Source organism: Pseudomonas sp. Q11 (genome assembly GCF_024494355.1).
In the GTDB taxonomy this organism is placed as follows: Bacteria; Pseudomonadota; Gammaproteobacteria; order Pseudomonadales; family Pseudomonadaceae; genus Aquipseudomonas; species Aquipseudomonas hefeiensis.
In genome coordinates this window covers 188,560-215,015 of the sequence record NZ_JAKNQY010000001.1, presented here as the reverse complement: position 1 = coordinate 215,015, position 26,456 = coordinate 188,560, and the positions used below count along the sequence as shown (strand labels likewise).

The 26,456-nt window shown below is 60.9% G+C and carries 24 protein-coding genes and 2 pseudogenes; 11 read left to right on the top strand and 15 right to left on the bottom strand.

Translation table 11 applies throughout. The features are described 5' to 3' along the window. Positions 1 to 47: 47 nt before the first annotated feature. Positions 48 to 944 (bottom strand): AraC family transcriptional regulator, encoded by an 897-nt coding sequence (locus tag MA884_RS00925; protein WP_256228508.1) that lies wholly within the window; start codon positions 942 to 944, stop codon positions 48 to 50. 146 nt (positions 945 to 1,090) lie between these two features. Here MA884_RS00925 and MA884_RS00920 point away from each other — a divergent pair. The 3 genes and pseudogenes from MA884_RS00920 to MA884_RS00910 form a co-directional block, all read left to right on the top strand. Next, positions 1,091 to 1,168 (top strand): annotated as a pseudogene (locus MA884_RS00920) (3-oxoacyl-ACP reductase); the annotation flags it as partial. A gap of 16 nt (positions 1,169 to 1,184) precedes the next feature. Continuing rightward, positions 1,185 to 1,586, top strand: coding sequence for a VOC family protein (locus MA884_RS00915; protein WP_256228507.1), 402 nt, complete (start codon positions 1,185 to 1,187; stop codon positions 1,584 to 1,586). Next, positions 1,583 to 2,560: a trans-acting enoyl reductase family protein gene (locus MA884_RS00910; RefSeq protein WP_256228506.1), complete on the top strand. Its 978-nt coding sequence runs from the start codon at positions 1,583 to 1,585 to the stop codon at positions 2,558 to 2,560. The genes MA884_RS00915 and MA884_RS00910 overlap by 4 nt, the downstream gene beginning before the upstream one ends. Before the next feature lie 22 nt (positions 2,561 to 2,582). Here the strand turns inward: MA884_RS00910 and MA884_RS00905 are convergent, their stop codons facing one another. After that, positions 2,583 to 3,506 (bottom strand): LysR substrate-binding domain-containing protein, encoded by a 924-nt coding sequence (locus MA884_RS00905; protein WP_256228505.1) that lies wholly within the window; start codon positions 3,504 to 3,506, stop codon positions 2,583 to 2,585. A gap of 113 nt (positions 3,507 to 3,619) precedes the next feature. Between MA884_RS00905 and MA884_RS00900 the strand changes: the two genes are divergently transcribed. Then, a complete protein-coding gene (locus MA884_RS00900) occupies positions 3,620 to 4,870 on the top strand; it encodes a cation:dicarboxylate symporter family transporter (RefSeq protein WP_256228504.1) in 1,251 nt (416 codons plus the stop codon). A gap of 3 nt (positions 4,871 to 4,873) precedes the next feature. On the opposite strand, the gene MA884_RS00895 is transcribed toward MA884_RS00900, so the two are convergent. Next, positions 4,874 to 6,469, bottom strand: a complete 1,596-nt coding sequence (locus MA884_RS00895) for an argininosuccinate lyase (RefSeq protein WP_256228503.1) — start codon at positions 6,467 to 6,469, stop codon at positions 4,874 to 4,876. A gap of 62 nt (positions 6,470 to 6,531) precedes the next feature. After that, positions 6,532 to 7,773 (bottom strand): OprD family porin, encoded by a 1,242-nt coding sequence (locus MA884_RS00890; protein ID WP_256228502.1) that lies wholly within the window; start codon positions 7,771 to 7,773, stop codon positions 6,532 to 6,534. 478 nt (positions 7,774 to 8,251) lie between these two features. Between MA884_RS00890 and MA884_RS00885 the strand changes: the two genes are divergently transcribed. Beyond that, on the top strand, positions 8,252 to 8,974 hold the full coding sequence (locus MA884_RS00885; protein ID WP_256228501.1) for a hypothetical protein: 723 nt from the start codon (positions 8,252 to 8,254) through the stop codon (positions 8,972 to 8,974). A gap of 405 nt (positions 8,975 to 9,379) precedes the next feature. Here MA884_RS00885 and MA884_RS27910 read toward each other — a convergent pair whose 3' ends face one another. Both MA884_RS27910 and MA884_RS00875 read right to left on the bottom strand, forming a co-directional pair. Then, positions 9,380 to 9,595 (bottom strand): TetR/AcrR family transcriptional regulator, encoded by a 216-nt coding sequence (locus tag MA884_RS27910; protein WP_371134710.1) that lies wholly within the window; start codon positions 9,593 to 9,595, stop codon positions 9,380 to 9,382. A 122-nt stretch (positions 9,596 to 9,717) separates the two neighbouring features. Then, positions 9,718 to 10,410: a TetR/AcrR family transcriptional regulator gene (locus tag MA884_RS00875; protein ID WP_256228500.1), complete on the bottom strand. Its 693-nt coding sequence runs from the start codon at positions 10,408 to 10,410 to the stop codon at positions 9,718 to 9,720. Between the two features lie 105 nt (positions 10,411 to 10,515). Here MA884_RS00875 and MA884_RS00870 point away from each other — a divergent pair, with 105 nt between their 5' ends. Then, entirely contained in the window at positions 10,516 to 11,721 is a 1,206-nt protein-coding gene (locus MA884_RS00870; RefSeq protein WP_256228499.1) for an MFS transporter, read from the top strand. 61 nt (positions 11,722 to 11,782) lie between these two features. Continuing rightward, positions 11,783 to 12,733 (top strand): alpha/beta fold hydrolase, encoded by a 951-nt coding sequence (locus MA884_RS00865; RefSeq protein WP_256228498.1) that lies wholly within the window; start codon positions 11,783 to 11,785, stop codon positions 12,731 to 12,733. A gap of 9 nt (positions 12,734 to 12,742) precedes the next feature. On the opposite strand, the pseudogene MA884_RS00860 reads toward MA884_RS00865, so the two are convergent. Both MA884_RS00860 and MA884_RS00855 read right to left on the bottom strand, forming a co-directional pair. Beyond that, positions 12,743 to 12,844, bottom strand: a pseudogene (locus tag MA884_RS00860) (AAA family ATPase); the annotation flags it as partial. Between the two features lie 43 nt (positions 12,845 to 12,887). Next, complete coding sequence (locus MA884_RS00855) at positions 12,888 to 13,454, bottom strand: nucleotidyltransferase family protein (RefSeq protein ID WP_256228497.1); 567 nt, start codon at positions 13,452 to 13,454, stop codon at positions 12,888 to 12,890. A 406-nt stretch (positions 13,455 to 13,860) separates the two neighbouring features. Here MA884_RS00855 and MA884_RS00850 point away from each other — a divergent pair, with 406 nt between their 5' ends. The 4 genes from MA884_RS00850 to MA884_RS00835 are packed head-to-tail and all read left to right on the top strand — an operon-like array spanning position 13,861 to position 18,990. Continuing rightward, the gene (locus tag MA884_RS00850) at positions 13,861 to 14,343 is read left to right on the top strand and encodes a formate dehydrogenase subunit gamma (RefSeq protein WP_047225711.1); all 483 of its coding nucleotides are present in this window, start codon (positions 13,861 to 13,863) and stop codon (positions 14,341 to 14,343) included. Beyond that, the gene (locus tag MA884_RS00845) at positions 14,337 to 15,896 is read left to right on the top strand and encodes an NADH-quinone oxidoreductase subunit NuoF (protein WP_256228496.1); all 1,560 of its coding nucleotides are present in this window, start codon (positions 14,337 to 14,339) and stop codon (positions 15,894 to 15,896) included. The genes MA884_RS00850 and MA884_RS00845 overlap by 7 nt, the downstream gene beginning before the upstream one ends. Continuing rightward, on the top strand, positions 15,893 to 18,769 hold the full coding sequence (gene fdhF, locus MA884_RS00840; protein ID WP_256228495.1) for a formate dehydrogenase subunit alpha: 2,877 nt from the start codon (positions 15,893 to 15,895) through the stop codon (positions 18,767 to 18,769). The genes MA884_RS00845 and fdhF overlap by 4 nt, the downstream gene beginning before the upstream one ends. Beyond that, positions 18,766 to 18,990, top strand: coding sequence for a formate dehydrogenase subunit delta (locus MA884_RS00835; RefSeq protein WP_256228494.1), 225 nt, complete (start codon positions 18,766 to 18,768; stop codon positions 18,988 to 18,990). The genes fdhF and MA884_RS00835 overlap by 4 nt, the downstream gene beginning before the upstream one ends. A 113-nt stretch (positions 18,991 to 19,103) precedes the next feature. On the opposite strand, the gene MA884_RS00830 is transcribed toward MA884_RS00835, so the two are convergent. The 7 genes from MA884_RS00830 to MA884_RS00800 all read right to left on the bottom strand — a co-directional run bounded on the left by MA884_RS00830 (position 19,104) and on the right by MA884_RS00800 (position 25,995). Next, the gene (locus tag MA884_RS00830) at positions 19,104 to 19,622 is read right to left on the bottom strand and encodes an AidA/PixA family protein (RefSeq protein ID WP_256228493.1); all 519 of its coding nucleotides are present in this window, start codon (positions 19,620 to 19,622) and stop codon (positions 19,104 to 19,106) included. A gap of 303 nt (positions 19,623 to 19,925) precedes the next feature. Further along, on the bottom strand, positions 19,926 to 20,288 hold the full coding sequence (locus MA884_RS00825; protein ID WP_256228492.1) for a Na+/H+ antiporter subunit G: 363 nt from the start codon (positions 20,286 to 20,288) through the stop codon (positions 19,926 to 19,928). Continuing rightward, positions 20,285 to 20,563, bottom strand: coding sequence for a K+/H+ antiporter subunit F (locus tag MA884_RS00820; RefSeq protein WP_256228491.1), 279 nt, complete (start codon positions 20,561 to 20,563; stop codon positions 20,285 to 20,287). Before MA884_RS00820 ends, MA884_RS00825 begins: the two co-directional genes overlap by 4 nt. Beyond that, positions 20,560 to 21,048 carry a Na+/H+ antiporter subunit E gene (locus MA884_RS00815; protein ID WP_256228489.1) on the bottom strand — a complete coding sequence of 163 codons (489 nt, stop codon included), beginning with the start codon at positions 21,046 to 21,048 and terminating at the stop codon, positions 20,560 to 20,562. The genes MA884_RS00820 and MA884_RS00815 overlap by 4 nt, the downstream gene beginning before the upstream one ends. After that, positions 21,045 to 22,727: a monovalent cation/H+ antiporter subunit D gene (locus MA884_RS00810; RefSeq protein WP_256228488.1), complete on the bottom strand. Its 1,683-nt coding sequence runs from the start codon at positions 22,725 to 22,727 to the stop codon at positions 21,045 to 21,047. The genes MA884_RS00815 and MA884_RS00810 overlap by 4 nt, the downstream gene beginning before the upstream one ends. Continuing rightward, positions 22,724 to 23,068, bottom strand: coding sequence for a Na+/H+ antiporter subunit C (locus MA884_RS00805; protein ID WP_047225720.1), 345 nt, complete (start codon positions 23,066 to 23,068; stop codon positions 22,724 to 22,726). The genes MA884_RS00810 and MA884_RS00805 overlap by 4 nt, the downstream gene beginning before the upstream one ends. Then, complete coding sequence (locus MA884_RS00800) at positions 23,068 to 25,995, bottom strand: monovalent cation/H+ antiporter subunit A (RefSeq protein ID WP_256228486.1); 2,928 nt, start codon at positions 25,993 to 25,995, stop codon at positions 23,068 to 23,070. Before MA884_RS00800 ends, MA884_RS00805 begins: the two co-directional genes overlap by 1 nt. Positions 25,996 to 26,456: the final 461 nt, after the last annotated feature.

Here is a 26,456-nt window from a genome sequence, read left to right as displayed (position 1 = left end):
GGTGCAGGAACGGCGACTGACTCAGCGCATCTGGACAAAAACCAGTCTCACCTGACCGGCTCGCCGAGGATTTCGCCCGAAATCCTTGCCGCGTCGCGTGCCGGGGGCAGCCCGAATACCCGTGCGTAATCGCGACTGAACTGTGTAGCGCTTTCGTAACCGACCTCGAATGCCGCGCTAGTCACGCTTTTGGCATGGGCGACTAAAAGTGTCCGAGCCTGAAGCAAGCGCACTCTTTTTTGGTACTGCAGAGGGCTCAGCGCGGTCACGGCTTTGAAGTGACGGTGAAAGGCCGAAACGCTCATCGCCGCCCGTTGTGCCAGCGTTTCCACGCGAATGGACTCGGCAAACTCGCGGCGAATGTACTGGATCGCGAGGCTGACCCGAGCCATGGCGCTATCAGGTGTTGCGATATCGCGCAGCATCCAGCCGTGGGGGCCTTGTAACACCCGGTAGAGGATCTCTCGTTCGTAAACGGGGGCGAGGGCTGCAATGTCTTCAGGCCGGTCCATCAATCGCAGCATGCGTACCCAGGCATCCATCAACTCGGGCGTGACCGCGGCGACCGAAAAGCCTGCGTCTTTTTCGTATTGACCAACAGGTTTAGGCAGGTCAGCGAGTAAGGTCGCCAGGACCGTCGGGTCGAGTGTCAGGCTGACCGCCAGGTAAGGCTTGCCGGATGCGGCAGGGTGGACTTGGCCGACTGCTGGCAATTCTATGGACATGACGAAATAGGTCGCGGGGTCATAATCCAGCGTACGGTCGCCGATGGTCATTGACTTACTGCCTTGCAGAATCAGGTTGATCATCGGTTCGTAAACGGCGGCCAGCAAATGCGCCGGGATTTCACCCTGGACCATGGCCAGGCGCGGTATGCCCGTTTCCGTGCGGCGGTTTTCGGCCCGAGAGGCCAGGGCGCGCAGTTCATTGAGTGGGTTTGTCATGGGGGCCATCTGAACCCAGGCTGATGCGTCCACGCAAGCAAAAAGCAGAAACAGGCAGGATTCGAGCAGGAACGGCTGCGCTCGCTGCGAAGGCGATGGTTACTGTGGTGACTCAACTCAGTGACATTGGAGCAGCGATGAGCGCTATCGCCATGCTGCTGTCCGAAGAAGGACGCTGGATCAATGCCCAGACGATCGAAGTCGCGGGCGGCTACCACATCTGAATAGCGAGGCTAGCGCATGCTTGATCATATTTTTATCTCGGTCAGTGACATTGATCGTTCCATCCGTTTCTACACCGCAACACTGACCCCCCTGGGCATTACCGCGCAACTTGATTATGACGGCAAGGATGGCCCGCCAGGCCACCCGGATCTCAAGGGGTTCGGCGCCAATGGGCGGATGTTTTTCTGGTTGCGCGAGGGCGTCGTCGAGGGGCGGGCCGTGCATGTCGGTTTCGTGGCGAGCAGCAAGGCCGAGGTCAACGCGGCGTATGCGGCGGCTATGGACAATGGTGCTCATGACAACGGCGCACCCGGCGCACGTCTGCATTACGACCCCGATTACTATGCAGCCAATGTCCTTGACCCGGACGGCTACAGCCTCGAATTCGTCTACAAGAACTGGCAGCACAATCAATGAAAAAATTAATGATCTACGGCGCGACGGGCTACACCGGGCGCATGGCTGCCGAGCATGCCAAAGCGCTGGGGCTGGATGTTGTCATCGCCGGACGCAATGACGAAAGGTTGCAGTCTCTGGCTGCGCAACTGGACGTCACGTACCGAGTGTTCACCCCGGATACCCACGCAGCGAAACCCCTGGAAGGCATCAGCGTACTGCTGAATTTCGCAGGGCCTTTTGCACAGACAGCGCACGCCCTGATGCAGGCCTGCATCAACGCAGGGGTCGACTACTTGGACATCACCGCCGAGATCAACGTCTATCGGCAGGCGGAACAGCTTGGTGCCCGGGCCGCCGAGGCGGGCGTGATGTTGCTGCCTGGCGTCGGCTGGGACGTGGTGCCGACAGACTGTCTGGCCATGCATGTCGCTCGCCGTGTACAGAATCCGCAGTCCCTGGAGGTGGCGCTGCAGGTCGCAGGTTCCATGTCACGGGGATCGGCCTTGAGCGTCAGCGAGATCATCGGCGCAGGGCTCTTGGCGCGGGTGGACGGATCGCTGGTTGCAACCCCCGACGCGCAGCCCCGGCATTTCGATTTTGGCGATGGCCCGGCACTGTGCGCGCCGCTGTCCTTCGGTGATCTGATCACCGGTTGGCATTCAACTGCTATTGCCAATATCGCCATGTTCGTGAATATCACCGGTGATGCCTTTCCCGAAGGCGATCTGTCACAACTTCCTGACGGCCCAAGCGTTGCGCAACGCGAGGCCAATCGCGCCCGCGCCGTGGCTGAAGTCACAGGGGCTGACGGCTCGGTGGCGCGTTCAATGATCGAAACGGTCAATGGCTACACCTACACCCCCCTGGCGGCTGTGGAGGCGGCGCGCCGAGTCCTGGACGGTGAGCGGCGGGCAGGCTTCGAAACCCCGGGACGAATGTTCGGTATCGGTTTCGCCGAGACCATTGCCGGGACGATGATCACTGATTTATAGGGCGCTATGGCGCTCTACACGATTATCCAACGGCCTGCTTGCGATACCCCTTCGCCAGGTCCCGAGCCAGCACGACGAAATTGTGCAATGCGGGCGATTCGTTGCATTGGCGGCAGACCAGCGTCAGCGGCGCGACCAGGCGGGGGCGGGCGCCCAGGATGCGCCGGTAGACGACACTTTCCCGGTGAATGTCGCGCATCGAAGCTGGCACCACTGAAACCCCCTCACCAGCGGCAACCAGGCTGACATTGGTCAGCATCCTTTCTACCTCGAAAGCGACTCGCGGTTCGAAGCCGGCCGCCTCGCAGGCTCGCAACAGATTGGCGTACATCCCTGGCGCGCCGGGCCGACGCACCAGGATGAAGGGCTCGTCACGTATGGCCCGCAGTTCGACGGCATCGGGGTGCTCGGCCAGTGCGGGGTGGCCAACCGGCAACACCATCAATAATTCCTCCACCAGCAGACGATGGAACTCGATCCCGTCTGGTCGGCTGACCGGTGCACGAAGGATGCTCACGTCCAGCTGGCCGGCGCTGGCACGTTCGGTCAGGCGACCGGCATTGCCTTCGGCGAGCGTGATCGCCACCGCCGGATACTGTTCGCGAAAGGCCCGGATGATGCGCGGGATCAGCGGGTGCGCCGCGGCCGACGAGGTGAAACCAATTGTCAATGTGCCTTCGACACCCTTGGCCACCCTGGCGGCCCGACGCGAACCGTCCTGCACACGGGCCAGGATGGCCTTGGCCTCCTCGAGAAACACTGCGCCGCCGGTGGTCAGGTCCGCGCCCTTGGGATGGCGTTTGAACAATTCGAACCCGAGTTCCGTTTCCAGCGCGCGGATCTGTTGGCTCAGCGGAGGCTGTTGCATGTTCAGGCGCGCGGCGGCGCGGGTGAAATGACCTTCTTCGGCGACCATGACGAAATAGCGGAGATGGCGAAGTTCCATATAAGCGGGAGTCCTGGTGGGGCTGGAGCAGACCGGTGGCGCAACTGCGGCGCCTGATCGGTTAGGATACGGGGCACTGAAGCGACTAAAACAACAATATTGCGCGACGGCCCATGATTTTAACCAAGCTATACCGCAACGATACCCTGCTGATCCTGATCGCGATTGCCCTGGGCATATCGCTCGGTGTCGTGCAGCCGGAATTGGCGACGCGGATGAAACCGCTGAGCGATGTTTTCCTCGGTGTGATTGGCCATGCGGTACCGCTGGTGATGTTCGTGCTGGTGTCTTCTGCGGTAGCGGGTTTCGGCGAACGCGGGAAAAAGACGCGATGTGCCAGCCGCGTGCTGGCATACTTCCTGTTGATGACTGTGCTGTCGCTGATCACCGGGGCGGCCCTGGCCATATTGCTGGCGCCTGGCGGCGGCGGTGAGTCGCTCCCGGCTTCCATCGCGCGGCCGATCAGCGATCTGCCCTCGGCGGTGATGACCAGCCTGGCTCAGATAATGGCTCATACCGTTATTCTTCCCGTGTTGTTGGCTGCATTGGTGTTCGGGCTGGGGATCGGCTATGCCGGTGATGCGGGCGAGCCGCTGCGGCGCAGGCTGGATGCGCTGGTCGGCTGGCTGCTATGGGCGCTGCGCAAGGTGCTCAGATTCGCTCCGCTGGCCGCCTTCGGGGCAATGGCCTTCACGGTGGGGCGCTATGGGCCAGCATCCGCCTGGTCGCTGCTCAAGTTCGTGGGCACTGTCTATTTCGCCTGTTTGCTGTTTGTCACCCTGGTGCTGGGCCTGACGGCGCGGTGTACCGGCTTCGGGCTATGGCGTCTTATCGCCTACATCAAGGCGGAACTTTGTCTGGTGGCCTTTACCGGCGCTTCGGTGGCGGCGGTGCCAGGGCTGATCGAAAAACTCGAGCGGGCCGGTTGCGATCGCCGAGTGGTGCGGCTGGTGCTCAGCACCGGCTACACCTTCAATCTCACCGGCTCGAACATCTACCTGACCTGTGCCCTGGTGTTTCTCGCCCAGGCGGCGGGCGTAGTGCTGGATGGACCGCTACTGGTGATGCTGCTGTTGGTGACGCTTGTGACCTCGATGGGCTCGACCAGCGCGGCTGGCTCGGCCTTTCTGACGCTTGCGGCCACGGTCGCTGGCCTGAATCTGGTGCCGCTGGAAAACCTCGGCCTCTTGCTCGGTGTCGAGCGATTGATGAAATGCCGATCACTGACCAACGTGATCGGCAACAGCCTGGCGTGTGTGGTGATCTCGGCCTGGAGTGGTGCGCTGGACCGCTTGGCCCTGCGCGAGGCGTTGATGCCCCGGAGGAAGGCGGCGCTTCCCGACGCTGTGGCCGGGAAGCGCTAGGGCTCAGTCCTTGAGCAGTGCGCCAAAGGCATTGTCCAGGGTGCTCTCGGCCTTCGCCAGCCGGTTACGGCGACCATCGGCCCAGTGCAGATCACCGGCCAGCGCGTCGTTCGCTTCCTTGAGCATGCGCTTGACCTCGGCCGGTTGCGGGCCGCCCGTGCCGACGCGGGTCTTGACCATGTTCTGCGGTGACAGGGTGGCCCGGAAAGCCGACTCGCTCAGCGGCAGCGTACGGGTCTTCCAGTTGTACTTCTGCGCCGCCTTGGTGAACAGCTGCTGCGCCTCGGCGTAGGGGAAGTTGGCCGGCACAAAACCTTCCTTGCGCGCATGGCCCACCACCATCGAGGCGAAACTGTGACCGATGCGGAAGGGCACCTTGTGCTCACGCTCCAGGGTGTCGGCCAGCTCCATCGAGGTGGTCCATTCGCCTTCCAGCTCCTCCAGCGCACGCTGCGGATTGACCACCAGCGCATTCAGGACCTGGCGCGTGCGGACGAACATCTGCTGCGCATTATCGAACAGCCCCAGCGCATCGAAGGCGAACTTGTAGTCGGTCATCCCGGTGGTCACGTTGTGCGCACGCAGGGTGACGGTCTGGGCAAGACCCACCACATCAGTGGCCGATTCCCGCGCGCGCATGATCAGGCCCGGGTTGCGCTTCTGCGGCATGGCGCTGCTGGTGTAGGTGGCGCCTTCCTCAAGCAGCAGCCAGGGGCGGATCTGATGATATTGCGTATGGATGTCGCCCAGCATCGCGCCGACACGGATCGCTGAGGACGAGGCGATCCCGGCCGCCTCGATAGGGATGTCATAGGTCGAGACCTGTCCGGCATCCAGCGAGTTTTCGCGCACACCATCGAAACCGAGCAGTTCGGCCAGGCGCTCACGGTTGAGCGGCCAGCCGGAATTGGCCAGTACCGCCGTACCCATAGGGCTGAGATTCAGACGCTCGTACAGCTCGCGAATACGCTGGGCGTCGCGCTCGAACGCGGCCTCGTAGGCCAGCAGGTAATGGGCGTAGGTGATCGGCTGCGCCTGCACGCCATTGGTGTAGGCGGGGATCAGCGTATCGACATTATCCTTCGCCAGCTTCAGAAGTTGCGCGCGGGTGTCATTCATCGCATCGGTGTAATCGAGCAGTTGGCTGCGCAAGGTCGCGAGGCGGTAGGTGGCGTACATGTCCTGGCGACTGCGGCCGGAGTGGATCAGCGAGGCCTGCGGGCCGATCTTGTCGATCATGATGCGCTCGATCTGTAGCACATCGCTGGGCTTCTTGCCGTCGGGTTTGCCGGCCTGATCAATCACGTACTGAACGCCGCGGGCGATCTCTTGCCCCTGCTGGCGGCTGACGATGTCTTCTTCAGTCAGCATGACGATGGACGCCTTGTTGATCCGGTTGACCCAGGTGAACTGGTTGTCGTGCTTGCCGGGCTTGGCAGCGGCGCGATCGACCGTCGCGCCAATCTTCGCCGCCTCGGCCGCGCATTCGGCCGTGGTGCGGCAGGGCAGGTCGGCGGTGTCTGCCGCCTGTACGCTCAGATGGGGGGTGGCCAGGGCGAACGCGACGGCCAGGGACAGCAGTGTTTTTTGCAAAATCATGATGAATATCCTGTTCAGCAAAACCGTTGCCCGCTCGGGCAACGGTACGGTGTGGGCGGGCGTTAGAGCAGCGACAATGTGTAGCTGAGGATGAAGCGGGTCTGATCGATGTCATTGCCCGTGCTTCGGTAGGTGCCGTTGCGCAGCTTCACGCCGAAGTTCTTCAGAGCGCCTTGCTGGAACACGTAGCCGATGTCGGTATTGTGTTCCCACTCACTGCCGTCGCGTCCGCCAGGGCCGTCGAAGTCGTCGCCTCGCACATAGCGGGTCATGAAACTCAACCCAGGCAGGCCCACGGCGGCGAAGTCGTAGTCGTAGCGCAACTGCCAGGACTTCTCGCCGGGGCTGGCGAAGTCCGGCGAGATCATCACGTAGTTCACCAGATATGAATTGGTGCCATTGATATGCGGAAAACCCGTCTCGCCACTCATCTTCTGGTACGCGGCACCGAACGCGTGACCGCCAAGCTCATAGGTGAACTTGGCACCAAAGGCATCGTTGTCGACGTTGGTGTTCCCTGCCTCGGTGGAACGGGCGAAGCGCAGATCGCTCTTGAACGCCTGGTCCTCGCCCAACGCCAGCACGTGCGCCAGGTTGAAGATGTGCTGCTTGTAGTTCTGATCCAGATGGCCGTAGTGATAGCCCGTGGTCAGTTTGGGCGTCCAACGATAGCTGGCGCTGGCGAAATCGAACTGGTCGCTGGCCTGACCGCCTCTGATGCCCTTGCCGGCCACCAGCATGTCCTCATTGGCGGCGGAGTTGCGCAGGCTGTTCTGGGTCAGGCGACCCGCGTTCAGCGTCAGCCCTTTGATTTCCCGCGACGTCAGCATCCCGCCGCGAAAGGTCTGCGGCAGCAGGCGTGAATCGTTGGGCAGCACGGTCGGCAGCTTCGGCACCAAAGTCCCGGCGAACAGCGTGGTCTTCGAATAACGCGCCTTGGCTGTCACGCCCAACTGGCTGTACTCATCCGGGGCCTTGTCATCGCCGACCGGCAACAGACCGGAGTTCTGCCGGTCCGGCCCCGAGTCGAGCTTTACCCCCAGCAGGCCAATCGCATCGATACCAAACCCCACCGGCCCTTCGGTAAATCCGGACTCGTAATTGAATAGAAAGCCCTGCGCCCATTCTTCGCGTTTCGACTGGTTGGCGTCTTCCTGTCGGTAATCGGCGTTGAAATAGAAATTGCGCAGTTCCAGCGATGCCTTGCTGTCCGCAAGAAAGTCGGCCATGACCACACCCGGCGAACCCGCGCCCAGCGCAGCGGCCGCAATTGCCGCGGCGAGCGGCTTCGGTGACCTGTGCATTGATGTCTCCTGATTATTTTTATTGGAGGTGGACGCCGCAGGCACAAGGCCACGCAGCGTCCGGGCGAATGCTAGTCACCGGAGTGGGGGAATTGAAAATATATGTTATGTACTGAGTTCAGATGTTTTGCGTATGGCTTGGGCGAATGGGTGTTTTTTTGCGGGGTACTTGCTGGACCCAATGTTTATTGTTCGTTGAATAACGAATAGGTCGACTGCGACAGCAGCGCAGTACGCCTAGGCTGTTGAATTTACCCATGAAGTAAGGCCTAAGTCGGATCTGGCGGTGTGGCTGCTTGCGCCGCAGGGCCTGCTCCGGTTTTGTTCGTCCATTCATCTTGAAGAATTACAGTTTTTTTGAGTTCTGCCGATAATAAATCTACTCGCTACGTTCTCAGGGATGGCGGATAACAGGGAGAGCATAACCTTGGTCGTTTCAATAAACTCAAATGCAGTGTCCGGCTCGCAGGTTCCCACTGTGACAGCGAGCCAAGATAAATCGTTGACGAAAAGTCCGGTTACAACTGAAAACTCTGCTGTCGGCAATCAGAAAGATACCAGTAGCCTGTCTTCACTCTCTCGGCAGTTGAGTGAGAGTGCCGTGCGCGCGGCGACAAGGGATTCGAGTCTGAGCAGGAAAGAGCTTGGCGAAAAAGCGAGTGAGCTTTTGAGCAAGATTTCCGGCGATGGTTATTTTGCCAACAAGAAAGCCAATGATGCTGAGGTGCCTGACACGCAGGACCCTGGGTTATTGGCGCGTGCGGACAATGCAACGCAGTTTGTAAATGGCAGTGGTAAAAACCCATTTGCGGGTATGTCGAGCGATCAACTTTCATTGATTATCTATGATGACAGTGGGAGTTTTACGACTAATGAACGCCGCGCGGCGTGGAAAGAATCATTCGATCAGGAATCTGCTTGGCGGCAGAAAACTGTTGCCAATGCGATGGCGGAATATAACGGAACCGGGAAACTGACGAAATTCTTTACTGCAGCCCTTGAACATTACAAGGATTTGCCCGCTATTGAGCAGGCACAATATCCTAATAGTTATGAGGCGAAGCTGCAGGGTTGGATAGCACTCGATTTCAACTACAACACCCATACCGTTGAGGGTAAGGGCAGTCCTCAGGAGGTGATGGACAAGGTCCTGAATCTCGACAAGCAGACGTTTGAGGACGCTGGTGCAGATGCGGCTTGAGTGCGGCACGAGGGTGCAATCAGTTGTTAGTTGACGATCAAGTCCACAGCTCTGTTTTACAGGTTGGGGGGGCGGCCGAAAGCTGACACTCGCCCATCTATAAACTAAACCATGGCAGTGTTTCTTAACTGCGATAACCCGCCAAAGCTCCGGTTCGCTCAAGCTTCATCCAGCGCCATCCAGGGTGGCCGTCACGGTCCCAGACGGCGGTTTATCATTTTGGTCAAGCGTTCGCCAGCTCGCTCAATCCCCTTGATTTGCGCCACCACCTGAGCACCCTCCATGAGCAAGGTCAGTTCCTCGGCAACGAGTTCTGGCTCGTCTAATGTCATGGCAGTACAGAGGGCAGTCAGTCGAGCGAATTGCCGTTGCTTATGCATCTGAATCAGCGTTCGTGCCGGATGATCAGCCTCTGGCAACTCCGCCATAGCTTTCGGTTAGCTGCTCAAGCCACTCCAGAACCAGCGCGTCCTTGCTCTCGAAATGCCGGTACACGGTCATTTTCGTTGATGCAGCCAGCGCAGCGATGGCGTCCACGCTGACGCGCGTAATCCCTTGCTCCATGAACAGCGCCTTAGCGGCATCGATGATGCGTTCTCTGGGCGGCAGTTGGGGAATCATCTCTAGAAGATAAACCCATCCGAGGGTTGATCCTGTTTGATGCGAAGGGCTTCGAATTGCCAAAAGCAGCTGTTCGTGACCGGCAGGAATCGGCCACCAACAGGCCAAGATCTCCTTTAGTCTCATTGGCTCGATGTCGATGCGTTTGCTGGGAGCGGGCGGTCGCTGTTTACTGCAGTTTTGCCTGAACCAATAGCCGGAGGGCCGATACACCACGCATCCCATAACGTCATGATTTGCGTCACCGCGTCATCTATCTGTTTGAGGGGCACGCCGTCTCGGGCCAGTACCGAAATCCCCAACAGAAAGCTGTCAAACACCGTGGCCAATGTCTCGGGCACGACCGTGGTTGGCAGCTCCCCGGATGCGATGGCGCGTTCGACACACGCCACCATCCCTGCACGGTTCAAGGATCTGGCGTCAGCCAGCGGCTGCGAGATGGCTTTGCTTTCATCCGTGCAGGCACTCAGCAGACCCAGCGCCACCAGGCATCCTGTCGGGTGGTCGGGCTCACACTGCATTTTCGCGGAGCGCCGCAGCGTGAGTTCGATCGACTCTCTCGGGGGGAGCGTGGTGTCAAACAGGCTATCGGTCACCCGGCCGTGGGTGTTCAGATAACGCTCCATCACCTCATTGAACAACGCCTGCTTTGAGCCGAATGCAGCGTAGAAGCTGGGTGCGGTGATGCCGCCGCCGATATTTGCCTTGAGCTGGCTGAGTGATGTTGCGTCATAGCCGTGCTCCCAGAACAAATGCATCGCCTGAGTAATCGCCACGCCACGGTCAAAGGTGCGTGGACGTCCCATCTGTGCCATGTGAACCTCCTCTCGATCAATTAAATACTAATCGATATATAAGTCGTTGACTAGATCGCGGTACACCCTCATATTATACCGATCGGTATATATATGAGGTGGCAAATGACTAAAGATGAGCGACAGAGCGGAAAGCTTCCGCTTGGGGCATTACTTGCACTGGCCATGACGGGTTTCATTTGCATTGTCACCGAGACCTTGCCAGCGGGCTTGCTGCCCGGAATTGGCAGTGGCCTGGGTGTCTCTGCGTCTCTGGCCGGACAGATGGTGACTGTCTATGCGTTGGGGTCATTGCTGGCGGCAATCCCGCTGACCATTGCCACGCAAAGCTGGCGCCGTAGAACGGTACTGCTGGTGACCATTGTCGGCTTTCTGGCATTCAACTCCCTCACGGCGCTGTCTTCCGATTACTGGCTGACGCTGATTGCACGGTTTTTCGCCGGGGTTTCAGCGGGGCTGGCCTGGAGCCTTATCGCGGGTTATGCACGGCGCATGGTCGCCCCTCATTTGCAGGGGCGCGCATTGGCGGTGGCGATGGTGGGTACGCCCATCGCATTGTCGTTGGGTGTGCCGATGGGAACCTGGCTGGGTGGATTCATGGGCTGGCGCCTGGCATTTGGATTGATGTCCGGCATGACCCTGGTATTGATCGTTTGGGTGCTGATCAAAGTGCCGGATTATCCAGGCCAATCATCCTCACAGCGCATGCCGTTACGTCAGGTGTTTTTCACCCCAGGCGTCCGCTCGGTATTGGCTGTCGTCTTCACCTGGATGTTGGCCCACAACATTCTTTACACCTATGTCGCGCCCTTCGTTTCCAAGGCTGGGCTGAACACTCACGTCGATTTGGTATTGCTCACATTTGGTGTCGCGGCACTGGCAGGCATCTGGCTTACGGGTCGGCTGGTTGATCGGCACCTGCGAACAACCGTGCTGGCCAGCCTTGCAATATTCTCAGCGGTTTCGATTTTCCTCGGAGTGTTCTCAGGCTCCGCCACGGCCATTTACGTGGGTGTCTTCATTTGGGGACTGACCTTTGGTGGCGCGGCCACCCTGCTGCAAACAGCACTCGCCGACGCCGCAGGTAAGGGCGCTGACGTTGCGCTCTCCATGAACGTAGTGGTCTGGAACAGCGCCATTGCCTGCGGTGGACTGCTGGGTGGCGTGTTACTCGGCCAATGGGGAACGAGTGCATTTCCAGGCGTGTTGCTTGCGTTGTTATTGATCAGCCTGGCCATTGCATTTCGGGCACGGGCACATGGTTTTCCGCAAGGTCAACGGCACACCACCCAGGCGCTCCACGGTCATTGATCGGGGATAGCACGCCTTCGCATGGTCGTAATTTTCAGTCATAACTCGATGGATAAATAAAATGAAAAAGCGCATTAGATTGGCCGTCGCCGCAGTCGCAATCACCCTGGCTTTGCCATGCTTGGCTCAAGCGGCAGAGTTTCCTGTTCCAGCGGGATTCAAGAGTGAATTCAAAACCATAGACGGCGTCAGGCTCCACTATGTGAAGGGCGGTTCCGGGCCTTTGGTTTACTTGGTCCACGGATTTGGTCAAGCCTGGTATGAGTGGCACCGCTTGATGCCCGAACTCGCGAAGACTCACACCGTAGTTGCGGTGGATTTACCGGGTCTGGGCGAGTCGGAACCGCCCAAGACCAGTTACACCGGCACTGACGTCTCGAAATATCTGTTCGCCCTCGCGACACAGCTAAGCGGGAACCAGCCGTTTGACTTGGTTGCGCATGACATCGGCATCTGGAACACCTATCCCATGGCAGTAACCCACCAAAGCCAGATAAGGAAACTGGTGTACATGGAGGCACCGATTCCCGACAAGCGCATGTACGATTTCCCGGCATTCTCACCACAGGGTGAATCGCTGGTCTGGCATTTCAGCTTCTTTGCTGCTGGCAACCAATTGGCCGAAAAGTTGATCACCGGGCATGAAAAGTTGTTCCTCTCGCACTTCATCAAAGAACACGCGACTAACAAGGATGCCTTTACGCCTGAGCTGCTCGATCTTTACGCCAAGTCATACGCCAAGCCTCATACGCTGAACGCGTCGTTCGAATACTACCGAGCGCTTAACCACTCGATCACTGAGAACGTCGAGCTGTCGAAGACTCCCCTGAACATGCCCGTGCTGGCAATCGGCGGTGGAGGGCACGGCGGAATGGGGCAATTTCAAGTGGATCAGATGAAACAGTACGCGACCAATGTACAAGGCCAAGTCTTGCCCAATTGTGGGCATTGGTTGCCGGAGGAGTGCTCCGTTGAATTGAACCCTCTGGTGGTCAAATTCTTGAATAACTGACGAATGCCCTTCACGCTCGGCCAGTTCGCGGTCGACCATCAGGCCCAGACGCTCATTGAAGCCGAGGTCGTTGATGTCCGGTGTGACGCGCTGCTCGCCAAGCGCTTTGATTTTCCAATAAGTTGCTTCGCCGACATACTCCGAGCGCTCCGATTCAACTTTGGGTTTCTATGATCCTGAGCCAAGGCCAGCGAGCCTGATAACTTTTCGCCTTCTGATCGAACAGATCTGGCTTGGGGTTCCTTGGGTTGATCCGAAGTAGCCCCTGCTCGGTATCGGCCAGGCCGTTGGGAGCATAGACTTCGCCAGTTTCAATATCCAAACCAATGCAGGTACCGGAAACCAGGTAGCGATCAACTCCGTCTTTAGCCGACTGAAGCTGGGGATAATCCCCACCAAACCGCTGGCTGTACCACAGGTGAACGCGAGCCTGATTCTTGATCTCAACGTTCACTTCAAGGTCTTGGAAGAGACGCTGAGCTGAGGTGATGACCTCATTCTCAGCGTCCCAGGACAGATCACTGTCGAAGTAAAAAACGTCGTAATCCTTCACACCCCAGGCTGGCGGCAGCTGTGACTGATGATTCCAGACGGCTTGGAACAGGCAGCCTGCAGTGAGCATGCATTGATTCAAACCGAGTGAAGGTAAGCGCGAGGTGATTTCAGCGTTTATTGGATTGGCCATCGCTATCCTGACCAACCTTTCGACAGTCAATGTCATTTTCGTCCCTTTGGAATCGATCCAGTCCTGGCGAACGACATACAGCATAGTTTTGCAAGACTTCGCGAACGACAGCGTTTTTACTGGCAGAGACGTGTAGGAGCCCCCAACCACCACCGGTAGCATCGGCTGGCCAATAACCAATTGTGAATTAAGCTATGAGGGTTAGCGGCTTCCCGGATCAAGTCGCTTTCAGGACACGTTAAGTCGTCTGTGTGCAATCGCCGCCCCCCGGGAATGGCAAGCTGTAACGATGCCCCGGACCTGGTGCGCCTAGACACCTGGCCGGAGAGCGAGAATGGTGACTGGATCAGCCACGCGTCCGTGACGTGGCCCGGCACCGCAGCCAAGACTCCGGACGGCCGTCGCGTTGCGGCGGTGTCGTCCGAGATGCCGAGGTACGTTTATGCCTGATGAGACGCTTCACCTGCCTCTGATTCATAGCGTGTTGCAGCGCGAAAAGGACACCCCCGGTGCCTTGCTGCCGATTCTCCACGCCATCCAGGAAGGCTGCGGGTACGTCCCCGACGCCGCCGTCCCAGAGATTGCCCATGCCTTGAACCTCAGCCAGGCTGAAGTGCGCGGCGTAATCAGCTTCTACCACGATTTCCGGACCTCGCCGCCGGCGCGCCATACGCTGCGTCTGTGCCGGGCCGAGTCCTGCCAGAGCATGGGGGCCGAAGGCCTGGCTGCGCAGTTGCGTGAGCAACTGGCGCTGGATGACCATGGCACCAGTGCCGATGGCAGCATCAGCCTGCGTCCTGTCTATTGCCTGGGTGCCTGCGTCTGCTCACCTGCTCTGGAACTGGACGGTGAGCTGCACGCACGGTTAACCCCCGAGCGCTTGCGCGAGCTGGTGAAGGGCTGTCTGGAGGAGGGCGCATGCTGACGCTTTGTATCCCCCGTGATTCAGTGGCCCGTGCCGTGGGGGCGGACAAGGTCGCCGCTGCACTGGTGAGTGAGGCTGAGCGTCGACAACTGCCGCTTGAGCTGCGCCGCACCAGTTCCCGTGGGCTCTATTGGCTGGAGCCGATGCTGGAGCTTGAAACCGCCGAGGGTCGGCAGGGCTTTGGCCCCGTCACACCGCGAGACGTGCCGAGCCTGCTCGATGCCCTGGCGGGCGATCCTGCCAGCCATCCGTTGGCCTTGGGGCCGGTCGAGGAAATCCCGTATCTCAAAAGCCAGCAGCGTCTGCTGTTTGCGCGTGCCGGCATCACTCAACCGCTGTCCCTGGACGATTACCGTGCCCAAGGTGGTTTTCTCGGGCTTGCGCGGGCGATCCAGATGGACGGCGCAGACGTGGTCGCCAGCGTGCTCGATTCCGGCCTGCGTGGCCGCGGTGGCGCGGCGTTCCCGGCGGGCATCAAGTGGCGCACTGTTAGAGACGCGGTAGGGGCACAGAAGTACGTGGTGTGTAATGCCGATGAGGGCGACTCCGGCACTTTTGCCGACCGCATGTTGATGGAAGGCGATCCGTTCCTGTTGATCGAAGGCATGATTATCGCGGGCATCGCCGTCGGCGCGACCATGGGCTATATCTACGTGCGTTCGGAATACCCCGACGCGGTAGCCACCCTCAATGCCGCCCTGGGCATCGCTCGCGAGGCGGGTTACCTGGGGACGAACGTGGGCGGCAGCGGTTGCGCGTTCGAGCTGGAAGTCCGGGTGGGCGCCGGGGCCTACATCTGCGGTGAGGAAACCGCCCTGCTGGAATCGCTGGAGGGCAAGCGCGGCACCGTTCGCGCCAAACCGCCGTTGCCGGCGCTGCAAGGTTTGTTCGGGCTGCCGACACTGGTACACAACGTGCTGACCCTGGCCTCGGTGCCCGTGATCCTGGAGAAGGGCGCGCAGTTTTACCGTGACTTCGGCATGGGCCGCTCCCTGGGCACGATGCCTTTCCAACTGGCGGGCAACATTCGCCACGGCGGCCTGGTAGAGCGCGCCTTCGGTTTGAGCCTGCGTGAGCTGGTGGAAGGCTATGGTGGCGGTACCGCCAGCGGTCGGCCACTCAAGGCTGCGCAAGTGGGCGGGCCGCTGGGTGCCTGGGTGCCGCCTTCGCAATTCGACACGCCGTTGGACTACGAGGCATTCGCCGCCATGGGCGCCATGCTCGGCCACGGTGGCGTGGTGGTTGCCGATGACAGCCTCGACATGGCCCAGATGGCCCGTTTCGCCTTGCAGTTCTGCGCCGAGGAGTCCTGCGGCAAGTGTACGCCGTGCCGGATTGGCTCCACCCGTGGCGTGGAGGTGGTGGACCGCTTGATCGCCAGCACCGATGTCGCTACGCGCCAGGAGCAGGCACTGCTGCTGCAAGACCTTTGCGACACTATGCAATACGGCTCGCTCTGCGCCCTGGGTGGGATGACTTCCTTTCCCGTCGGCAGCGCCCTCAAGCATTTTCCTGCCGACTTCGGTCTGGCGACCACGGAGGCCGACCAATGATCAATATCTTCGACCCAAGCAGCGATATCGACCTTGGCACCCCGGCACGTGAAAGCGATGTGCAGGTCAGCCTGACCATTGATGGCCGCGAAATCAGCGTCGCCTCCGGCACTTCGGTGATGCGCGCGGCGGCCATGCTCGGCACCACCATTCCAAAACTCTGCGCCACCGACAGCCTGGAAGCCTTCGGCTCCTGCCGCATGTGCCTGGTGGAGATCGACGGTATGCGCGGCTACCCGGCGTCCTGCACCACGCCAGTGACGCCAGGCATGGTGGTGCGCACCCAAACCTCCAAACTGGCTGATCTGCGGCGCAACGTGATGGAAATGTACATTTCCGATCACCCGCTGGACTGCCTGACTTGCGCGGCCAACGGCAATTGCGAATTGCAGACGGTGGCGGGGCAGGTGGGCCTGCGCGAGGTGCGCTACGGCTACGAAGGCGCCAATCACCTGGCCGAAGCCAAGGACGTCTCCAACCCCTATTTCGAGTATGACCCGAGCAAGTGCATCGTCTGTAACCGGTGTGTGCGCGCCTGTGAGGAAATCCAGGGCACCTTTGCCCTGACCATCACCGGGCGCGGCTTCGATTCCCGCGTAGCGGCGGCCGGCGGTGACAACTTCCTCGACTCCGAATGCGTCTCCTGCGGCGCCTGTGTCCAGGCCTGCCCGACGGCGACCCTGATCGACAAGAGCGTCGTGGAGATCGGCCAACCGGAGCGCAGCGTTATCACCACCTGTGCCTATTGCGGTGTGGGCTGCTCCTTCCGCGCCGAGATGAAGGGCGAGCAACTGGTGCGCATGGTCCCGGACAAGAACGGCCAGGCCAACCATGGCCACTCCTGCGTCAAGGGACGCTTCGCCTGGGGCTACGCCACCCACCCGGACCGCATCACCACGCCGATGATCCGCAAGCACATCAGCGACCCGTGGCAGGAAGTCAGCTGGGAAGAGGCGGTGACCTACGCGGCCAGCGAATTGCGCCGCATCCAGCTCAAGTACGGGCGCGACTCCATCGGTGGCATCACCTCCAGCCGCTGCACCAACGAAGAAACCTACCTGGTGCAGAAACTGGTGCGCACCGCTTTTGGCAACAACAACGTCGACACGTGTGCCAGGGTCTGCCATTCGCCCACCGGTTATGGCCTCAAGCAGACCTTGGGCGAATCCGCCGGCACCCAGAATTTCGACTCGGTGATGAAGGCCGACGTGATCCTGGTGATGGGCGCCAACCCCACCGATGCTCACCCGGTGTTCGGCTCCCAGCTCAAGCGTCGCTTGCGCCAGGGCGCGCGACTGATCGTCATCGACCCGCGTCGTATCGATCTGGTGGACTCCCCCCATGCCCGTGCCGACCTGCACTTGCAACTGCGTCCGGGCACCAACGTGGCCATGCTCAATGCGCTGGCCCATGTGATTGTCACTGAGGGGCTGGTCAACCAGCCTTTCGTCGAGGAGCGCTGCGAGGCGGCGGATTTCACCCGGTGGCGCGACTTCGTCAGCCAGCCGGAAAACTCACCCGAAGTCCTCGGGCCGGTGTGTGGCGTGCCCGCCGAACAGATCCGAGCCGCCGCGCGGCTGTACGCCAGCGTTGACAATGCGGCTATCTACTATGGCCTCGGCGTCACCGAACACAGCCAGGGCAGCACCTCGGTGATGGGTATCGCCAACCTGGCCATGGTCACCGGCAACATCGGCCGCGAAGGGGTCGGGGTGAATCCGCTGCGCGGGCAGAACAACGTCCAGGGTTCCTGCGACATGGGTTCTTTCCCCCACGAGCTACCCGGCTATCGGCACATTTCCAACGAGACGGTACGCGCCCAGTTCGAACAGGCCTGGAACGTGACACTGCAACCCGATCCGGGGTTGCGCATTCCCAATATGTTCGAAGCGGCCCTGGATGGCACCTTCAAGGCGCTTTACTGCCAGGGCGAGGATATCGCCCAGAGCGACCCGAACACCCAGCACGTGACGGCGGCACTGTCGGCCATGGAATGCGTGGTGGTGCAGGATATCTTCCTCAACGAGACGGCCAAGTTCGCCCATGTGTTCCTGCCGGGCAGCTCGTTCCTTGAGAAGGACGGCACCTTCACCAACGCCGAGCGCCGAATCTCCCGGGTGCGCAAGGTGATGGAGCCGCTGGCCGGTAAGGCCGACTGGGAAGGTACCGTGGCCCTGGCCGAGGCCTTGGGCTACAAGATGCACTACAGCCATCCCTCGCAGATCATGGATGAGATCGCTCGCTTGACGCCGACCTTCAGCCGCGTCAGCTACGCCGAACTGGATCGTCACGGCAGCCTGCAATGGCCGTGCAACGATGCCGCACCGGACGGCACGCCGACCATGCACATCGATCAGTTCGTCCGCGGCAAAGGGCGCTTCATGCTCACCGGCTACGTACCCACCGAGGAGAAGGTCAACGGCCGCTACCCGCTGCTGCTGACCACCGGGCGCATCCTCAGCCAGTACAACGTCGGCGCCCAGACCCGACGCACCGACAACGTCGCCTGGCATGAGGAAGACCGGCTGGAAATCCACCCGACTGACGCCGAGAATCGCGGCATCGTCGAGGGCGACTGGGTCGGTATCGGCAGTCGCGCCGGGCAGACCGTGCTGCGTGCGAAAGTCACCGAGCGGGTGGCGCCAGGGGTGGTCTACACCACCTTCCACTTCCCTGAATCGGGTGCCAACGTCATCACCACCGACAACTCTGACTGGGCCACCAACTGCCCGGAATACAAAGTGACGGCGGTGGAAATCGTGCGGGTCAGCCAGCCTTCCGAATGGCAGAAGCGCTACCAGGCCTTCAGTGATGAACAGGGGCGTCTGCTCAAAGAGCGTCGCCATGCCGAGAAAGCCGAGGTGCGGCGATGAGTTCCGAAAGCCTGATCAAGATGGCCAATCAGATCGCGCAGTACTTCGCCAGTGAACCGGACCACGCGCAGGCTGTAAACGGTGTGCGCCAACACATAAAGAGCTTCTGGACGCCGGCCATGCGTCGTGAGCTGAGTGCTTGGCAAACCGAGCACCCGGGCGCGGTACTGCATCCCCTGGTGCTGGCGGCACTGACGGAAACCACGGAGGGGGCGGTCTAGCTGGGGCTGCGATTGCAGGAAAAACCAGGCAAGTTCTGGGCACGGCCCTGGCCGGTTCATCGTCGAAGACGTATGACAAAACCGGTCAGGGCTGTGGTCAACTCAGGGATCTGTCAGTTGACAGTGACGTAGGGGTCCCAGCTGTAGTTCGGACCAATCTGGTTCAGGTTCCGGTCCAGCAGAACGAAGGTGACGGTGTACCAGAGTTTCCCTGCGTTTAGGGCCGTGGACTGCCAGAAGGTGTAGGTCACATCGGTTTTCGCTATGCCATGGGGGGCGCCCTTGTCCAGGTACGGCACCGGGATATTCGGGACGTTGTAGGAGATCGGGGTCGACATGGAACCCGGGTAATCACCGCCCTGGTGAGGATTGCCCTGCTGGACGTTGGTGATCAGTGCGACGCGGTCGAAGTTGCGCGACAGGGTCGTTGCGCGCCAGCGGATGTTGTCGCCGGGATTCACGTCGATCCACAACTCGTCGCCACCATCGCCGGTGTTACCGCTGGCTTGCTTGTCGACCTCATCGCGGTTCACCAGCATGGCCACCGCGCCGCCGACATCGCCGGGATGGGCGATCAGGTAATCGGCATCAATCGTGACAAGCACATCAATTGTTTGGGTCGCTCCAGACATTTTGTTGCTCCTTGATCGTAGTGACATCGACGACCGCGCCCTCAAAGGGCGTCCGGGCCACCCGGTCCCTGGGTGCGGTCTCGGGGGGAACGATAGAAGATGGCTTTATGGAGTCAAATTTCGATTTCTTGACGCTGAGAAAACGCAACGAAGTGCGACGGTGGCATGTCCTTGATTCGGTTCCAAACCGGACATTTTCGTAAGAGGCATCGGGTGGATTTCTGGCGGCATGCGTAGGTGAAGGCGCACAGCGCATGTCTGTCTTTGCCTTCAATGCCGCCGCGGACACGCCGCAGGAATTTGTCAGCCGCCGTGCTCGGTCCTCCGGCTGCTGACTTCCGCCGGTACGTCATCTCCGGCCATGCGTTTGCGAAACAACGCGGCCCGGGCCAGCAACAGGGTGGTCACCGGCACCGTGATGGACAGCAGGATCGGTATCAGCCAGGCATGCAGGACCGGCCCGGACTTGAGCGCTGAAAAATAGATGATCGAGGCCAGTGCCACGCACCAGGCGCCCAGTGTCGAGGCCAGGGCCGGTGGGTGCATGCGCTGGAAATAGTCCTTCAAACGCACCAGGCCGATCGCTCCGGCCAGGGCGAACAAGCTGCTGAGTACCAGCAGGATTGCCACGGGAATTTCGACCCACATCGACAGTTCGCCGTTCATTCAATCACCTCGCCGCGCAACAGGAACTTGGCCAGGGCGAACGAGCCGACAAAGCCAAACAGGGCGATCATCAATGCCGCCTCGAAATAGGTGTCACTGGCGTAACGAATGCCCAGCACCAGCATCATCAGCATCGCCACGATGTACAGGTAGTCCAGGGCCAGTACCCGGTCTTGCGCCGACGGTCCCTTGAACAGACGCAGCAAGGTCAGCATCATCGTCAGCGAGAACAGGAACAGGCTCAACAGAATCGCATTGGACAGCAATGGGCTCATTCGAAAATCTCCATCAGCGGCCGTTCGAAGGTGGCCTTGAAGTGCGCGATGAATGCCGCCTCGTCGTCCAGATCGAACACATGCAGTAGCAGGACGCTGCGATCCAGCGCCAGTTCCGACCAGACCGTGCCGGGAATCACCGTGGTGATCATCGACAGGGCGGCCAGCCCATTGGCATCGTGCAGGTCCAGCGGCACCTTGATGAACCGCGAGCGAGGTGGGCGGTGTCCGGCGTTCATCACACTCCAGGCCACGGCCAGATTGGACACCAGCACTTCGCGACCCACCCGCAGGAATAGCCGCAGCACCGCCCAGGGCCGCCGGATGTGGATGGGCCTGGGGCGCAACGGACGCATCATCAAAGGTGCCAGCACGCCCAGTGCCGCTCCCAGCAGCAGGTGCCCGGCGCTGAGGGACAGGTTCAACAGCAGCCAGAGCAAGCAGAGTGCCAGGGACAACCAAGGGGCAGGAAACAGACGTTTCATGGCTGCACCTCTGTCAATGCACTGTCCGCTTTCGGGGCGGGGACGGCGCGGGTCGCTAGCACCGACATCACATAGTGTTCGGGGTTGTTCAGCCCGGCGGCGGCCTCCTGGGTGTAGCGCAGCAGTGGCTCGGCCTTGAAGGTCAGCGCGATGCCCAAGCCCAGTAGCACGATGATCGGCAGGCATTCAAAAGGTCGCAACAACGGTGATGGCCGCTCTTGCGGCGTCCAGAAACGCTGGATACCCAGGCGCGAGAACGCGATCAACGACGCCAGCCCCGACAGGATCAGCAACGCCAAAAAACCCCACGCCTGATTCGACACCGGTTCGACACTTTGCCCAAGCCCCTGAGGGTTGAGCAGCGCACTCATGAGCCCCAGCTTGCCGATGAATCCCGAAAGTGGCGGCATGCCCACCACCAACAGCGTGCAGGCGATGAAACTCAGGCCGAGGAAGGCCATGGTCCAGGGAATGACTTGCCCGACCACGGCTTTCTGTTCGTCATCGAGGTTGATGCCCTTGGGCGGTTGCAGGGATTCAAGCGGCCGGGGCAGGACATCGAGATCGTCCTCCAGCGACGGTTCGTTGGCCGAGCGCGAGCGTTCGATCAGCTCGGCCAGCAAGAACAACGCACAGAGTGCCAGGGTCGAGCTCACCAGATAAAACAGCGCCGCACCCACCAGGTTTGGCTGGGCAAAGCCGATGGCCGACAACAGGATCCCGGCGGACACCAGGATACTCAGGCTGGCCATGCGCTCCAGGCGCTGGGCCGCAAGAATGGCGATGGCTGCACAGACGATCGTCGCCATGCCGCCGTAGATCAGCCAGTCGCCGCCGAAATACGCCGAGGCACCGGCCTGGCCGGAGAACAGCAACGTCCACAGGCGCAGGATCGTGTAGACGCCCACCTTGGTCATGATCGCGAACAGTGCCGCCACCGGTGCACTGGCGGCGCTGTAGGCCGGCACCAGCCAGAAGTTCAGCGGCCACATCCCGGCCTTGGCCAGGAACGCTACCGCGAGGATGCCGGCCCCGGCGTGCAGCAAACCCCGGTCGGCCTCCGGCACCAGCGGTACCTTCAACGCCAGGTCAGCCATGTTCAATGTGCCGGTGACGCCATAGATCAGCGCCGCGCCGATCAGGAACAGCGACGAGGCCAGCAGGTTGATGGAAATGTAGTGCAACCCCGACGACACCCGCGCCCGGCCCGAGCCGTGGAGCATCAGACCGTACGAAGCTGCCAGCAGCACCTCGAAGAACACAAACAGATTGAACAGGTCGGCCGTCAGGAAAGCCCCGTAGAGGCCCATCAACTGGATCTGGAACAGCGCATGGAAACTCGCCCCGGCACGATCCCAGCGAGCTGTGGCGAACAGCAAGGCACTGACGGCGATGATGCCGGTCAGCACCAGCATCAGTGCCGACAGACGATCGACCACCAATACGATGCCGAACGGCGCCTGCCAGTTGCCCGGCAGGTACACGCCGATGGAGGCGGGCAGGGGCTGGTCCTGGGTCCACTGCAACAACAGCATGGCGATGCCCAGGCCCAGCAGGCTGGAAAGCAGGTTGATCCGCGCTTTGAGCGGGCGATGCTTCTCCCCAAGCATGAGCATCAACGCAGCGGTCAGCAGCGGCAGCAGGATAGGGGCGGCAATCAAATGAGGCGTCAACATCATTCCTTGGGCTCCCGACCGTCCACATGGTCCGTGCCGGTGAGGCCCCGGGAGGCCAGCAGGACTACCAGGAACAGCGCGGTCATGGCGAAGCTGATCACAATCGCGGTGAGGACCAGGGCCTGGGGCAGTGGGTCGGTGTAATGCAGCAGGTCCTGGGGTATGCCGTCCTTGATGATCGGTTCCTTGCCGATGAACAGACTGCCCATGCTGAAGATGAACAGATTGACGCCATAGGACAGCAGGCACAGGCCCATGACCACTTGGAACGTCCGTGGTCGCAGCACCAGCCAGACCCCCGAGGCGGCCAGCACGCCGATTGCTATTGCGATGACTTCTTCCATCAGGCCGTGCCTCCCGCTACCGGTTGTGCAATGGGTTTTGGATGCAGGCCAGGCTTGTGGGCCCGCACCGACTGGTGAGCCAGGGCGGTGAGAATCAACAGGGTCGAACCGACCACCACGGCGTAGACGCCGATGTCGAAGAACAGCGCGCTGGCCAAGTGAATATCACCCAGCAACGGCAATTCGAAATGCCAGGTGTGGGTGGTCAGGAAAGGATAACCCACCGCCATCGCGCCAAGCCCCGTGACCGTGGCGAACAACAGCCCCGTGCCCATCCAGCGCAGCGGACGCAGGTTCATCTGCGCCTCGACCCATTGGGTGCCGGCGACCATGTATTGCAGGATGAACGCCACCGACATCACCAACCCGGCCACGAAACCGCCACCGGGTTGGTTATGACCGCGCATGAACAGGTAGAACGACACCACCAGGGAGATCGGCAGCAGCAACCGCACCAGCACCGACGGCACCATCATGAACCCCAGCGCGGTATCACTGGCGTGGCGCGGGTTGACCAGATCGGTGACCACGTCGGGTGCCAGCAGACGCTGTTGGGCCGGTAGCTGCATGCTTTCCTTGGGTGGCCGGAAACGTCGTAGCAGGGCGAAGACCGCCAGAGCAACCGCCGCCAGCACCGTGATCTCTCCCAGGGTGTCGAAGCCGCGGAAATCTACCAGCATCACGTTCACCACGTTGCTGCCGCCGCCCTCGGGCAAGGCCCGGCTGAGGTAAAACGAGGAAATATCGTTGGGTGTCTGACGGGTCAGCATCGCGTAGGACAGCAGCGCCATGCCGCCACCCACGGCGATGGACAGCAGCAAGTCCCGCAGGCGCCGGATGCGGGCGCGTCGTTCGCTGTTGGGCCGCGGCGCTGCATCCTCGATCCGCCGGGGCAGCCAGCGCAGGCCCAGCAGGATCAGCACGGTGGTCACCACTTCCACGGCCAGTTGTGTCAGGGCCAGATCGGGGGCCGAGAACCAGACGAAGGTCACGCAGGTCATCAGGCCGCAGACGCTGACCATGGTCAGGGCCGCGAGCCGGTGATACTTGGCCTGCCAGGCCGCCCCCAGGGCGCAGGCGATCGCCAGCAGCCACAGGGTCACGAACACGATGGAGCCGGGTATCTTCGGCCGGTCGCCCCACACCAGCGAGCTGTTGAGCATCGGAATCAGTCCCGCCAGGACGGCGGCCAGCACCAGCCAGAACAACTGCGCTTGCAGGCGCCGGGTGCTGATCTTGCGTTCCAGCCGTCGGCCCTGACGCATCATCAGCACCAGGCAGCGCTCGAACAGGCGCTTGCCGCTGAATCGACCAATGAACGGTGGATGCGTGATGTGGCCCAGTTTGAGCTGATTGCGCAGCAGCAGATAAAGCACGATGCCGCCGGACATTGCCACCAGGCTCATGATCATCGGCGCGTTCAGGCCATGCCAGATTGCCAGGCTGTACTCGGGCAAGGGGCCGCCCACCACCGGCAATGCGGCGGCTGCCAGTAACGAGCCGACCACCTGGGCCGGGAAAATGCCTACCAGCAGACAGGCGAACACCAGCAACTCCACCGGCGCTCGCATCCAGCGTGGAGGTTCATGGGGGGTATGGGGCAGGTCGGTGGCGGGGGGGCCGAAGAACACGTCCACGGTAAAGCGTAGAGAGTAGGCGACGCTGAAGGTCCCGGCGATGGTGGCGATGATTGGCAGCGCCAACTCGACCCAGGCCGTGGCGGAAATGAACACGGTTTCAGCGAAGAACATTTCCTTGGACAGAAACCCGTTGAGCAGCGGCACCCCGGCCATCGCTGCGCTGGCGACCATGGCCAGGGTGGCGGTGAACGGAATCAGCCGCACCAGGCCGCTGAGCCGGCGAATATCGCGGGTGCCGCTTTCGTGGTCGATGATCCCGGCGGCCATGAACAGCGAGGCTTTGAAGGTGGCGTGGTTAAGAATATGAAACACCGCCGCCACCGCGGCCAGGGGACTGTTGAGGCCCAGCAGCAGAGTGATCAAGCCCAGATGGCTGATGGTGGAATAGGCCAGCAGGCCCTTGAGGTCGTTCTGAAACATCGCGCAGTAGGCGCCCAGTAACAACGTACAGGCGCCGGCGCCGCCGACGATGTAGAACCATTGCTCACTGCCCGACAGCGACGGCCACAACCGTGCCAGCAGGAATACACCGGCCTTGACCATGGTGGCCGAGTGCAGATACGCCGACACCGGGGTGGGCGCGGCCATGGCATGGGGAAGCCAGAAATGAAAAGGAAATTGCGCACTTTTGCTCAGCGCGCCGATCAGGATCAGCGGCAGCAGAACGGGGTAGAGGGTGTGGTCACGGATCACGTTGCCGGCAGCCAGGACCTTGTCCAGGTCATAGCTGCCCACCACATGGCCGAGGATCATCACGCCGGCCAACAGGCACAGCCCGCCGGCCCCGGTCACCATCAAGGCCATGTAGGCACCGCGCCGGGCATCGGCGCGGTGGTGCCAATAGCCGATCAGCAGGAATGAGAACAGGCTGGTCAGTTCCCAGAAGAACACCATCTGGATCAGGTTGCCGGAAATCACCAACCCAAGCATGGCACCCATGAAGGCCAGGAAAAACGCAAAGAAACGCGGCACCGGATCGTCCGGCGACATGTAGTAGCGGGCATACAGCGACACCAGCGTGCCGATGCCCAGCACCAGCATCGCGAACAGCCAGGCGAAACCGTCCAGGCGCAGCACGAAATTCAGGCCCAGGCTCGGTAGCCAGAAATACTCCTCACGAATCACGCCGCCGTTGGCGATCTGCGGATATAGCAAAGCCACCTGAACGGTGCCGACCAAGGCCACGAGGCCTGCCAGCAAAGATTCGGCGTTACGGGCGTTATGCGGCAGCAGTGCCGCGACACAGCTGCCGATGAAGGGCAAAAGCAATAGAACTATCAGTGACATAGGCTTCTATTCGGCGGGAGTTTGTCAGGGATCATACGTGGCGTGCGTCCGATCACCAACCGCCAGCCTGTCGCAGAATCCTACAAGGTAGAGGGATTTTTCCTGTTTTGGGGTGTTTCGGTGAGCGCCGGTTCGTTGGGATCGGCCAAGGATAACAAGGCACTCGTACCACACGAACGGTCTCCGGGAGCGGTACCTATGTACCGCACTTCAGCACGGCTTCATCGCCATGCTGCGCCATACAGAGAAGGAGATCTGTATGGCAAAGCAAACACTTAACGATGGATCAGATGGAACAGTAGTCATCAGGCCTGGGCCAACGGCTTCAGGTGGCGGTTTCCAGATCGGAAGCGGCGGCTTTTCAGGCGGGTTTGGTGGCTCGGGCAGCAGGCGCAGCAGACGCCGCCGTAAAGCCAGGGCCAGAGCCAGGTACGAACAGCTTAAGGCCCAGCAAGAAGCTC